This is a genomic window from Enterococcus sp. AMC1157 (assembly GCF_058216555.1).
In genome coordinates this window covers 2,804,755-2,816,777 of record NZ_CM177099.1, presented here as the reverse complement: position 1 = coordinate 2,816,777, position 12,023 = coordinate 2,804,755, and the positions used below count along the sequence as shown (strand labels likewise).

12 protein-coding genes are annotated in these 12,023 nt (G+C 38.1%); 1 reads left to right on the top strand and 11 read right to left on the bottom strand.

The genetic code is table 11. From position 1 onward, the window contains the following. Nucleotides 1-76: 76 nt before the first annotated feature. The 6 genes from uvrC to AC4BBX_RS13685 all read right to left on the bottom strand — a co-directional run bounded on the left by uvrC (nt 77) and on the right by AC4BBX_RS13685 (nt 7,116). Entirely contained in the window at nt 77-1,852 is a 1,776-nt protein-coding gene (gene uvrC / locus AC4BBX_RS13710; RefSeq protein ID WP_490454363.1) for an excinuclease ABC subunit UvrC, read from the bottom strand. Nucleotides 1,853-2,209: 357 nt separating this feature from the next. Further along, on the bottom strand, nt 2,210-2,650 hold the full coding sequence (locus tag AC4BBX_RS13705) for an ASCH domain-containing protein (protein WP_490455825.1): 441 nt from the start codon (nt 2,648-2,650) through the stop codon (nt 2,210-2,212). Between the two features lie 96 nt (nt 2,651-2,746). Next, nucleotides 2,747-3,061, bottom strand: coding sequence for a thioredoxin (gene trxA / locus AC4BBX_RS13700; RefSeq protein WP_490454362.1), 315 nt, complete (start codon nt 3,059-3,061; stop codon nt 2,747-2,749). A 98-nt stretch (nt 3,062-3,159) separates the two neighbouring features. Beyond that, nucleotides 3,160-5,520 (bottom strand): endonuclease MutS2, encoded by a 2,361-nt coding sequence (locus AC4BBX_RS13695; RefSeq protein ID WP_490454361.1) that lies wholly within the window; start codon nt 5,518-5,520, stop codon nt 3,160-3,162. 593 nt (nt 5,521-6,113) lie between these two features. Beyond that, on the bottom strand, nt 6,114-6,659 hold the full coding sequence (locus tag AC4BBX_RS13690) for a CvpA family protein (RefSeq protein ID WP_490454360.1): 546 nt from the start codon (nt 6,657-6,659) through the stop codon (nt 6,114-6,116). Between the two features lie 16 nt (nt 6,660-6,675). After that, nucleotides 6,676-7,116: a cell division protein ZapA gene (locus AC4BBX_RS13685; protein WP_490454359.1), complete on the bottom strand. Its 441-nt coding sequence runs from the start codon at nt 7,114-7,116 to the stop codon at nt 6,676-6,678. 175 nt (nt 7,117-7,291) lie between these two features. On the opposite strand from AC4BBX_RS13685, the gene rnhC reads away from it, so the two are divergent. Continuing rightward, nucleotides 7,292-8,215, top strand: a complete 924-nt coding sequence (gene rnhC / locus AC4BBX_RS13680; protein WP_490454358.1) for a ribonuclease HIII — start codon at nt 7,292-7,294, stop codon at nt 8,213-8,215. A 27-nt stretch (nt 8,216-8,242) separates the two neighbouring features. Here rnhC and AC4BBX_RS13675 read toward each other — a convergent pair whose 3' ends face one another. From AC4BBX_RS13675 to AC4BBX_RS13655, 5 genes are all read right to left on the bottom strand, one after another. Continuing rightward, nucleotides 8,243-9,133, bottom strand: coding sequence for a glycine betaine ABC transporter substrate-binding protein (locus tag AC4BBX_RS13675; RefSeq protein WP_490454357.1), 891 nt, complete (start codon nt 9,131-9,133; stop codon nt 8,243-8,245). A gap of 46 nt (nt 9,134-9,179) precedes the next feature. Then, nucleotides 9,180-10,064, bottom strand: coding sequence for a glycine betaine ABC transporter substrate-binding protein (locus AC4BBX_RS13670; RefSeq protein ID WP_455320689.1), 885 nt, complete (start codon nt 10,062-10,064; stop codon nt 9,180-9,182). 28 nt (nt 10,065-10,092) lie between these two features. Next, on the bottom strand, nt 10,093-10,836 hold the full coding sequence (locus AC4BBX_RS13665; RefSeq protein WP_490455824.1) for a glycine betaine ABC transporter substrate-binding protein: 744 nt from the start codon (nt 10,834-10,836) through the stop codon (nt 10,093-10,095). A gap of 12 nt (nt 10,837-10,848) precedes the next feature. After that, nucleotides 10,849-10,974: a hypothetical protein gene (locus tag AC4BBX_RS13660; protein WP_490454356.1), complete on the bottom strand. Its 126-nt coding sequence runs from the start codon at nt 10,972-10,974 to the stop codon at nt 10,849-10,851. Between the two features lie 105 nt (nt 10,975-11,079). Continuing rightward, the gene (locus tag AC4BBX_RS13655; protein WP_490454355.1) at nt 11,080-11,967 is read right to left on the bottom strand and encodes a glycine betaine ABC transporter substrate-binding protein; all 888 of its coding nucleotides are present in this window, start codon (nt 11,965-11,967) and stop codon (nt 11,080-11,082) included. Between the last annotated feature and the right edge of the window lie 56 nt (nt 11,968-12,023).

Below are 12,023 nucleotides of genomic sequence, written 5' to 3'. Positions count from 1 at the left end.
AGATTTTGGTTTCTTTTTGAATTGTCCTTGACAGGGGGTCCACTTTAGAAAATTCTTCAGCGATTAGGTTTTTTTATTAATTATTCTTTAGATGGTGGTAGACATTTTCAGCAACTTTTTTCGGCAAACCACTTACTTGAAGTTCTTCTACCGTTGCTTCTTGAATCTTTTTGAGGGACTTAAATTCCTTCAATAGATTTTTCTTTCTTTTTGGTCCTAGACCTTCAATTCCATCCAAACGAGAAGCAAAACTGTTTTTACTTCGCAACTGGCGATGGAAGGTAATCGCAAAACGATGGACTTCATCTTGAATTCGTTGCAATAAGAAAAATTCCGCAGAGTTTCTTTCTAAAGGTACTACTGCCAACTCAGGACCAAAGAGCATTTCACTTGTTTTATGCCGATCATTTTTGGCCAGACCGGCAATTGGAATATCTAAACCTAATTGATTTTCTAGAACGTCCCTTGCCACATCCACTTGACCTTTTCCTCCATCAATAATAATTAAATCTGGAAAAGGTAAGCTTTCTCTTAATACACGAGCATAGCGGCGATAGATAACTTCTCGCATAGAAGCATAGTCATCTGGACCCTTAACGGTTTTGATTTTGTATTTACGGTATTCGTTTTTTGCAGGTTTACCATCAATAAAGACAACCATTGCCGAAACAGGATCGGTTCCCATAATATTTGAATTATCAAAGGCTTCGATCCTTGCAGGAGAAGGAATCCCCATCGCATTTCCTAAACGATCAACTGCACCAATTGTGCGCTCTTGCTTTCTTTGAATTAAATCAAATTTTTCGGTCAATGCTACTCGGGCATTTTTACTTGCTAGTTCAACTAGTTTTTTCTTTTCACCGCGTTTCGGTTGCAAGATTTTTGTTGACAATAGTGCTTGAACACTTTCTTGATCAATATCATCAGGAATCAAGATTTCTTTAGGTATAAAATGTTCATTTTCTTGATAAAAACGACCAATATAAGTCAAAAAATCTTCCTGTGCTTCATTATAAAAAGGAAAAATCGAGACATCTCGTTCGATTAATTTGCCTTGTCTGACAAAAAATACTTGGACACACATCCAGCCTTTATCAACAGAATAACCAAAAACATCACGGTCCATTAAGTCTGTTTGAGTCATTTTTTGTCTAGTCATGACTGTTTCAATCGCTTGAATTTGATCTCGATATTCTCCAGCTTTTTCAAATTCCATATTCGTTGCTGCTTCGTTCATTTTAGCTTCTAAATCTGCTTGAATTTGACTATGTCCGCCCCCAAGAAATTGTTTGATTTCTTTGACCATTTCCGTATAGGTTTCTTTTGGAACATCAAATACACACGGAGCCAAACATTGCCCCATATGATAATAAAGACAAACTTCTTTGGGAAGGACTTTACACTTTCTTAAAGGGAACAATCGATCCAATAGTCTTTTGGTTTCATTGGCTGCTCGTACATCTGGATAAGGGCCAAAATATAAGGCTTTATCTTTCAGTACTTTTCGAGTAATCAATAGTCTCGGATAATCTTCATTTGTGATTTTGATAAAAGGATATGTTTTATCATCCTTTAACATAATGTTGTATTTAGGATCATTTTTTTTAATTAGATTAATTTCTAATAATAATGCTTCAATATTTGATTCGGTCACAATATATTCGAAGTCTTCAATTTCACTAACCAAACGTTCTGTTTTGGTATCATGACTTCCAGTGAAATAAGATCGTACACGGTTTTTTAAAACTTTTGCTTTCCCGACATAAATAATGGTGCCATTTTTATCTTTCATCAAATAACAACCTGGTTGATCCGGTAAAAGGGCCAGCTTATTTTTGATTTGTTCATTCATACACCCAATCACCTCCGTTATTTCTCTTCATTATAGCACATGAAAAAACACTTGAGCCACACACTCAACAGTTACTATCCACCACAAAGTTGACACTTCACTACGAGAGAGGAGCCAATGTGAACTGTTTTAAATCACTACGATTGACTTGCTTAGCAAGACAGAGTAGATGATGAAAAATACCTACTTGATACTTTAACTTGACGCTCAAACGATTAGTTACAGTTTGAAACTTGGCAGACTGGAAACTTCTGGCTCCAGTTGGTCTCACGGTCGACAAAAGCAGATTTCGTTGTGGAGTGTAGCCCATGGATTAGAAAGATAACTGTGAATGGTAACACTCAGCATTCTTTTCTACTATTTTTTAACGTAAACTACTTGAAATTCTTCACAGACTACCGGCATGGATTCCGTAAATGTCAAGCCTGCTTCTTCCATCCACTGAGTGAACAATCTTTCGTGTTCTTTTCGCCAGTAAACAAGAGAGCGATCCCCTTCACCTTCTTTAAAAGCATGTTCCTCACTTATTTCGTTAAAAGGATGAACTGAAACTTTGGTATTTTGGATAATGCAAACTGCTTGTTCCTTGCTATCTAAAATAATATCGTATTGGTTTATTTCTGGCAAAGGCTCATTCTCAATTTGATATAAAGGATAAGCAGAAGCTGTTGCTGTCTTTGTTCCTTGAAGAACTAGATTTGCTAGCTCATCTGCTTGCGCCCCAAATGCCCATGCGTTATATGATGCCTCAATTTTTGTTTTTTCAACAAACTCTTGCCAAAGCTCTTTTGCTTCCATCATAACTCCACCTTCCAAAATTTCTTCTCACTCTATTCTTTACTGGATAAGAGTGAATAAAAAAATGAGATGTAGAAAACATCTCATTTTTTGAAATTACTTATGTGGAGCAATCATTGCTTCAATTTGTTCTTTTGTTTGAACACCAATCGCTTTGTCAACGACTTGGCCATCTTTTTTCAAGATCAAAGTTGGAATACTCATCACACCAAATGAAGCTGGTGTTTCTGGGTTTTCATCCACATCCATTTTTACAATTTTAAATTCATCTTCATCATAGCTTTCAGCTAATTGTTCCAAGATTGGTGCTTGCATACGACAAGGTCCACACCATGTTGCCCAAAAATCAATTAATACTAAGCCTTTATCTGTTTCTTCAGCGAATGTTGCATCTGTAATATTTTTTGCCATTTTTTGTAACCTCCAAATTTTCAATATCAAAAGTATAGCATCTTCAGTTATCATTGCAAACTAACTTGCTTTCTTTTAATAAGTTGTTTAAATTTTTTTTATTTAAATTTAACGATTGTTGCACCATTTCCCCCTTGGTTGTTTGGCGCAAATTCATAGCTTTTAACACTGCGATGATTTTTCAAATATTCAATAATTCCTTGGCGCAAAGCCCCTGTACCTTTCCCATGAACAATTGTCACTTGAGGGTAATTCGCTAAAATGGCTGCATCTAGATACTGATCCACCTCACTCAAAGCTTCTTCAAAACGTTTCCCTCTCAAATCAAGTTGGTTGGAAACATGATCTGAGGAATGAACTGTATTGACAACCCTTTGAACAGGCTCTTTGGTCGGTGCGACAGATTGAATATCCTCTTCGTCAACTTTCATCTTCAAGATACCCAATTGAACTTCCCATTGACCGTTACTCAGTTGACGAATAAGTTCTCCTCTTTGGCCATAAGAGGTCACTAAGACTTCATCGCCAGCTTTTAATTTTTTAGCTTCTTTGGCTTTTTTCAAGACCTTATTTTTCGTTAATTTTTCTTCTTCTTGGGTCAAATCAGATAGACGAGATTTCGCATCAATTAACTCATGCTCTTTCACTCGACTTTGACCACCCATTAACTGCATCTTACGAATGTCTGAAATTACTTTTTCTGACTCATCTTTTGCTTCTTCGACAATTTCATTGGCTTTTTTACGAGCTTTGGCTAATTCTTTTTCTCGTTCCTCATAAAAATAACTATAAGCATCTTGTAATTCCTGATGCAGTTTTTGTGCTTCATCCACATATTGACGAACTTCAAGATACTCTGTCTCCGCCATTTTTCGACGATTTTCTAAATCAGCAATCATATCATTTAAATCTTGGCTTTCTCCATCCATGATTTGCTTGGCCGCTTCAATTACATGATTCGTTAAACCTAAGCGTTTGGAAATTTCAAAAGCATTACTTCGACCAGGTACACCAATCAATAAACGATAAGTGGGACTTAAGGTATCCACATCAAATTCCATTGAAGCATTGACTGTATTTGTACGATTATAGCCATAAACTTTTAACTCAGGGTAGTGAGTAGTCGCCATTACATAAGCAGATTTTGCACCAATTTCGTCAAGAATAGCGATAGCTAAGGCAGCCCCCTCTTGTGGATCAGTTCCGGCACCTAATTCATCAAATAAAACCAAACTATCTTGATCCACTTTGTCTAAAATAGAGACAATATTAGTCATATGAGAAGAAAAAGTCGACAAGCTTTGTTCAATTGATTGTTCATCACCAATATCTGCAAAAATTTCATTAAAAATGCCCATTTGGCTTTCTTCATTAACAGGCAAAGGTAAACCAGATTGCCCCATTAATTGTAACAATCCTAACGTTTTTAAAGTGATTGTTTTCCCACCTGTATTTGGTCCAGTAATCACTACGGCTTGATATTCTTCGCCAATCATAATATCATTTGCCACTACTTTTTCTTGGTCAATTAATGGATGTCTTGCTTGATTAAACACGATATGATTTTCTTCGCTAATGGCTGGTACGATTGCTTTTACTTCTTTCGCAAAACGAGCCTTTCCATTCATAAAATCAAATTTACCAATCACATAGGCATTATGAATAATATCTTTGCGATACGGGACTAACTCTGCAGAAAGTTCCGATAAAATACGGGTAATTTCATTTCTTTCAGCAATTTGATGTTGGCGCAAGCGATTATTTAATTCCACAATTTGGCGAGGTTCAATAAATAATGTTTGTCCAGAAGAACTTTGATCATGAACCACCCCACCAAAAACACCACGATGCTCTTGTTTGACAGGAATAACGTAACGCTCATTTCTCATCGTCACAATTGCATCGCTTAAATAACGTGCATTATTGCCACGAACGATCCCATCTAAGCTCTCACGAATGCTTTGTTCATTGCGACGAATATTATTACGAATAATTCTTAGTTCTGGGGAAGCCTCATCAGTTACACGCCCATCTTCATCAATTGCTTCTTTCAAACGACGACTTAATTCAGGCAAAGTCGTTAATTGTTCTGCCCAAGTATACAAACGTGAAAATTCAATTTCAGATTCTTCTAAATCATCAATAAATCGTTTGACTTCACTTGTTGTTGACAAAACACGAGACACTTGTGCCAGTTCAACACCATTCAAATCCGCACCGATCTCAATCCGTTTCATGTGGGGACGAATATTTTCAATTTTTGGTACCGGAATTCCGCCACGTAAACGTTGAGCTTTGATACCATCTTCTGTTTCTGCTAACCAAGCTTCTATCACTTGACTATCAGTCACAGGCGTTAAATCACGTAATTCTTCTTTTCCTTGAGCAGTGACTAAATATTGAGCAATTATTTGTTTCACTTGAGAAAATTCCAAGGTTTCTAATATACGTTTGTTCATTTGTTTTTGTCACCTTATTTCTTTTAATGTATTTAAATTTCTGTAAAACGAAATTTAAGTTTGTTTGAAATTTCGAATACCATTCCACTAGTTTAAAACTTTAGTGCTACTTCGTTTTAAAGTAATCAAATTTCCCGAGTACGATAATTTAAATTCTATTCTCATCACGCATATCATTCCGCTAACTTGGAGGTCTTGGTAAGCGGAACTGACAAAGTGGAACTGGCAACCTTATTTCTTTTAATGCATTTGAGCTATTTCGTTTTAACGTATTTAAATTTCTGTAAAACGAAATTTAAGTTTAATTCTCTCTACGCATACCATCCTACTAGCTTGGATGTCTTGGTAAGTAGGACTGGCAAATTTAAGTTTGATTCTCTCCACGCGTACCATCCTACTAATTTGGAGCTTTAGTGCTACTTCGTTTTAAAGTAATCAAATTTTCCGAGTACGAAAATTCAAATTCTATTCTCATCACGCACATCATTCCGCTAACTTGAAGGTCTTGGTAAGCGGAACTAACAAAGTAGGAGTGGCAACTGGCAAATTTCTGTTCATAATAAAATGGAGCAGGTTTCAACACTGCTCCATTTTTAGTGAATAATGTCTGTAAACCATAGTTTTTCAAACAAATTTGATAGTACAGGTGTTTTCTCCACAATTGTTCTGCCAATTTTACCTTCTTCAAATTGTTGCTGGATAAAATCGATTGGGATTGTAGTTAAAAGTACAAAAATCATCATAATAATTGTGTAGGCAATTATTACGTTCAAAGTCCCTGATAAAATCCAATCTTTTGGGAAAACTTCTATAAAACGCAAACCACTTGATAAAATACCAATAAATTTTGTTAATAACCAACCAACAAAAACCAATGCAATAAAAGCGATTCCTGCATAATAAGCTTTTCCTAAATCAAAGGAATATTCTTGAGTGTACATCGTCATTGTGGTTTCTGGTGAAACAGATAAATATGGAACATACAATTCAATTCTTTCACCAATCGGTTGATAATAAGCTCTTGCGACTAAGAAAGACAGAAAAAAACCAAGAGTATAAATAATCTGTAAAGCTGTTCCTCGCCTCGCGCCTTCATAAAAGGCAAAAAGCAAGATTACAAAAATCACTAATCCAATCATTCTAGTTTCCTTTCTCTCATCCTTGCATTGTTTTTTTCTGAATTTTGCGTTTACGTTCGGCATTCAAAAATTGTTGTGCTTCGACGTGATTGTGGATTTCAAGATCACTTCGGCCATTTCGTTCCAAAGCTTCTTTGGCTTCTACTTCGATGGCTTCAATTCGTTTAATACGATTTTCAAGCTCAACTACTTTGACAGCTTTTTTGCGAAGCTCTTCATTTTCTTTCATTAAAGAAAGTAATTGTTCTTGTTTTTTTACTTGATCTGAAATAGCATTAAATGCCAATAAAATAGCTGCTTGTTCAGAATTCGTTTGTGACGCTAATTCTTTTAATTCATTTAATTGTTCATTTACAAGCTTTGTAACCATATTCATATGTTCAGTAGTTTCTGGTCCGATAATAATATACGTTTGATTATCAATGACAGCCTTAAAACGGTTCTTTTGCTTTGTCACTTGTTTCAGCTCCCTATTTTTAGAAGTACTCTCCTATTATAGCACTTACTAGAATTTTTTTCTTTAGACGTTTCCTAATATTATAAAAGAAACAAGAATCTTTTTCCACCAGAGATTCTTCAGATTTCAAAGACTTTTCTTCTGTGTTAAAATCATGGGGGAGGAGGCTGAAATTATGAGTACAAGTGTCATTAAAATGACCCCCAATGAAATACAAAAATTAGCATCACATTATCAAAAATATTTTTTAAACAAAAAGGTTCCTTACACTTCTTTTGTTGCAAAAAAAGACGGATTAACCATCACGGCTTATACCTCTGGAAAAGTTATGTTCCAAGGTGCTCAAGCTGAAAGTGAAGCCAGTAAATGGCAAACCGGAGTAAATAATAGTTCTAAACAAACTAGTCAAAAATCAGGAACTTTGCCTGCAAATTTTGCCGAGAAAAGCATTATTGGAAGTGATGAGGTTGGCAATGGTAGTTACTTTGGACCTTTAATTGTTTGTGCTGTTTATGGCGAATCAAGCGTCCTACCAACCTTAAAAAAATTAGGTGTTAAAGATTCAAAAATGTTGACTGACCCACAAATTCGTCAATTAGCACCTCAAATTAAAGAAGTGGTTGATTACCGATTGTTGACAGTCACACCTGAGAAATACAATCAAATTCAACCGCAATACAATGCTGTACGAATGAAAGTTGCTCTGCACAATCAAGCGATTGCTTTATTATTAAAAGATATTGCGCCAAAAACGCCCGAGGGAATTTTGATTGATCAGTTTACCCCTGAAGCTAACTATCGAAAACATTTACGTTCCGAAAAACAACAAGTCACTGATAATCTTTATTTTATTACCAAAGCAGAACAGTATCATTTAGCAGTGGCTGCTGCTTCCATTCTTTGTCGAGCACAATTTTTAGAAGAACTTGAAAAAGCTTCTCAAGAAGTTGGAATAACTCTTCCTTCTGGTGCAGGTGCAAAATCCGATCAAGTAGCTGCCAAAATTCTTCAACGAGGTGGCGTTCAACTATTAGGCAACTATGCAAAACTACATTTTGCCAATACTGAAAAAGCGAAAAAAATAGCAAAAAAGCAGTGAAATAACACATTTCACTGCTTTTTCAATTTAATTTTTTGGTTGTAGGTCTTCGATTGAATCGATCTCTACATAGGCAGGAACAACAAAGCCATTTAAGGTTCCCTCTAAGTTCGGTCCCATATCAACAAATTGACCTTCATAATTTTCATAGAAAGCTTGATGTGTGCTTGGTAACCAAGGGGCCACACTGACATCGGAAGAACCTGAAGCAATCGATTGGAACATCACTGCCGGTTCGACATCTGTGAGCGTCACTTCAAAGCCGTGATCTTCTAAGACTTGCTTGACTACAAAGGATGAGGCACGCTCTGTGTCCCATGGTGTAGAGACAAGTTCGATCATCTCTCCGTTACCTTGATCGACTCCAGCTGTCCATTCGTCAACAGTCCCACTGTTTTCCTGAATCCAATTATCTGCCGCTTCTTCAAAAGGAATATCCTGTGCCTCTTTCATGACAGCTTGCATGTCTTCTACTTCCCAGTAAAAATTATCTAAAATTTGATAGGCACTAGGTAGCTCACTTTCAAAACCAAGACGAGCAATCGTTCGGATCTCTTCTGATCCCCCTAATGTTTGTTTTGGATCTTCTAATATTTTCAGATCATACTCGTCAAAAATCCAATGAGGTGTCCAAGCAGTAACAATGACTGGCTCTTCATTATTGATTGCTTGCTCCAGTTCAGCCAGCATCCCGGCCGTTGAACTTTCCTGCAGAAACCAACCGTTTAAATTGTCATACTCTTCGATCGTTTGATGCGAAAGAGTTGTCAGACCTGCTCCTGGTTCGGTCGCTATGACCGTATAGTCAACCTGTTCCTCAAGGCTTTGTGTTTCCTGATCACTTGTACCACAAGCTGTCAAAGTCACTGTTCCTAAAGCCAATAAACCAATTTTTGCTTTTTTCGATTTTACTAACATATTGAATCGTCCTCTCCTGTTTTGGGTAAATAAAGTTATTTACAAATTATTCTCTTGGTGCTAGATCTTCAATTGAATCGATATCCATGTAGCTTGGAACAACGATTCCTACACGAACATCATTTAAATTAGCTCCTAAGTCAACAATGTCTTCATGGTGTGCCTCGTAGAAGCCAGCATGAGTAATCGGTAACCAAGGTGAAACGCTGGCATCTGACTGGCCAGCAGCGATTGCCTGAAACATGATCGCTGGTTCGACATCCACAAGATTGACTTCATAGCCCTGATCTTCCAAGACGATTTTCATAACATGGGATGGTGCACGTTCAGAATCCCACGGCAAAGCAACCAACTCAATCATTTCGCCATTGCCTTCTTGTGTGCCTTCCGTCCATTCGGCTACTTTGTCTGGATTGGCGTCCACCCAATTTTGGGCTGCATCTTCAAATGGAATATCCAATGCTTCACTCATGACTGCCTGAATATCTTCCATTTCCCAGTAAAAATTATCAATAATTTGATTGGCTCCTGGAAAGTCATCTGCGAATCCTTCTCGGGTGATCGATCTCATTTCTTCGGCCTCGCCAAGTGAGTTCAATGGATCCTCAAGAAATTTCAGGTCAAACTCTTCAAAAATCCAATGAGGTGAAAAACCAGTCACAATAATTGGTTCCTCATTATTGATTGCTTGCTCCAATTCAACCAACATACCTGCCATCGAGCTTTCTGTCATATCCCATCCAGCTAGATTCTCATAATCTGCGATGACCTTGTGACCTGCCTCAGTAACTCCTGATCCCGGCTCGATGCCGGTGAAGGTATAATCTACAGCTTCTTCAATACTTTGATTCGCTGTTTCTTCTCCTTGACTGCAGCCTGCTAAAATAAACGACAAGCCTAGTGCATACATTCCAACTGTTTTTGCTTTCATATTTTTTCTACAACATCCCTTTTTATTTTTATTCTCTTGGTTCTAATTCTTCCACTGAATCGATATCGACATAGGCTGGTACGACCAAGCCATTTTGTGGACCTTCCAAATTCACACCCAGATCCTCGATTTGATCCTTGTATTCTTCATACAAAGCACCTTGAGTCACTGGTAACCATGGGGCCACCGTGAAATCAGTTTGACTGGAAGCCAGCGCCTGAAACATCACTGCTGGATCGACGTCCGTCAGCTCCACTTCAAAGCCGTGCTGCTCCAGTACTCGTTTGATCAAATGAGCCGAAGCTCGCTCTGAATCCCATGGGCTAGAAACCAGACTTAGCATTTCGCCGTTTCCTTCTGGTACACCGTCTGTCCATTCTGCTACTTTGTCTGGATTGTCATCGATCCAATTTTGAGCCGCTTCTTCAAAAGGAATATCCAAGCCGTCTCTCATCACTGACTGGATATCATCCATTTCCCAGTAAAAGTTATCCAAAATTTGGTAGGCATCTGGATGATCTTCTTGGAAACCTTGTCTAGTAATCGTATGTGCTTCCTGTGCCCCGCCAAAAGTAACAAGCGGTTCCTCCAACATTTTTAGATCATAATCCTCAAATATCCAGTGGGGCGTCCAACCAGTGACAATGATCGGTTCTTCATTGTTGAGCGCTTGCTCCAGTTCAGTGATCATTCCGGTAGTGGAGCTTTCCTGCAACGCCCAGCCTGCCAGATTCTCATACTCTTCAAGAGCAATCGTTGCTGAACGTGTGATGCCTGCGCCAGGTTAAATTCCGACGATCGTAAAATCTACCGCTTCACTCACGCTTTGATTTTCCGTGTCTTGGCTGCTACAAGCCGCCAAAGCAAAGGACAAACCCAAAGTCAGCATGCTTAAGGTTTTTAATTTCATAAACTTATACTCCTCTTCTTATAAAAAGAGGCTGCAGTATACTGAGAGGTTCAATACTACTGCAGGCTCTTCAGGATTTTCTTCTTAGTTTCCTATGCTATTTACTTATTGATTGGGTTCTAAGTCTTCGATTGAATCAACATCGACATATGCTGGGACAACAAAGGCATTTTGAGCACCTTCAAGATTGATACCCACTTGATCGATCTCATCTCCATATTGTTCAAGGAAAGCTCCATGAGTCAATGGCAACCAAGGAGCGACACTAAAGTCGGCTGATCCAGAAGCAATTGCTTGGAACATTACGGCAGGTTCAACATCCGTCAGTACGACATCGTAACCTTGCTGTTCAAGTACTAATTTGATAACATGTGCAGATGCTCGTTCTGTATCCCATGGTGTAGAGACAAGCTCTAGTGTTTCACCATTGCCATCTGCTGCTCCATCAATCCACTCTGCTACTTTATCTGCATTGCTTTCCACCCAGTTTTGTGCAGCTTCTTCGTAAGGAATATCGACAGCTTCGCGAACAACTACTTGCATGTCGTCAATATCCCAATGGAAATTCTCAATGATTTGATAAGCATTTGGCTGATCTTCTTGAAATCCTTCGCGGGCGATCGTATGAATCTCTTCCGCTTCACCCAGTGTTTTCTTTGGATCCTCTAACATTTTTAAATCATACTCTTCAAAGATCCAATGAGGTGTCCAACCAGTGATCACGATTGGTTCTTCATTATTGATTGCTTGTTCCAGCTCTGCCAGCATTCCTGCTGTCGAGCTTTCTTGCAGCTGCCAACCAGCCAAGTTATCGTATTCGCTAATCGTATTATGAGCAGCTTCTGTGATACCCGCTCCGGGTTCAATTCCTGTCACGGTGTAATTAACCGCCTCACTGACGCTTTGATTTTCCGTGTCAGCGCCTTGATCACTACACCCTGCTAAAGCAAATGACACACCTAAGGTCAACATTCCCATTGTTTTTAATTTCATAAACGATTCTCCCATCCTTTTTTTAAGTGAAAAGCTTGTAGTCAGACTGATTTCTC

Excerpts from the sequence above, each read along its gene's own strand:
- uvrC (WP_490454363.1), bottom strand. The coding sequence starts at position 1,852 with ATGAATGAACAAATCAAAAATAAGCTGGCCCTTTTACCGGATCAACCA.
- AC4BBX_RS13705 (WP_490455825.1), bottom strand. The coding sequence starts at position 2,650 with ATGGAAGCAAAAGAGCTTTGGCAAGAGTTTGTTGAAAAAACAAAAATT.
- trxA (WP_490454362.1), bottom strand. The coding sequence starts at position 3,061 with ATGGCAAAAAATATTACAGATGCAACATTCGCTGAAGAAACAGATAAA.
- AC4BBX_RS13695 (WP_490454361.1), bottom strand. The coding sequence starts at position 5,520 with ATGAACAAACGTATATTAGAAACCTTGGAATTTTCTCAAGTGAAACAA.
- AC4BBX_RS13690 (WP_490454360.1), bottom strand. The coding sequence starts at position 6,659 with ATGATTGGATTAGTGATTTTTGTAATCTTGCTTTTTGCCTTTTATGAA.
- rnhC (WP_490454358.1), top strand. The coding sequence starts at position 7,292 with ATGAGTACAAGTGTCATTAAAATGACCCCCAATGAAATACAAAAATTA.
- AC4BBX_RS13675 (WP_490454357.1), bottom strand. The coding sequence starts at position 9,133 with ATGTTAGTAAAATCGAAAAAAGCAAAAATTGGTTTATTGGCTTTAGGA.
- AC4BBX_RS13670 (WP_455320689.1), bottom strand. The coding sequence starts at position 10,064 with ATGAAAGCAAAAACAGTTGGAATGTATGCACTAGGCTTGTCGTTTATT.
- AC4BBX_RS13660 (WP_490454356.1), bottom strand. The coding sequence starts at position 10,974 with ATGAAATTAAAAACCTTAAGCATGCTGACTTTGGGTTTGTCCTTTGCT.
- AC4BBX_RS13655 (WP_490454355.1), bottom strand. The coding sequence starts at position 11,967 with ATGAAATTAAAAACAATGGGAATGTTGACCTTAGGTGTGTCATTTGCT.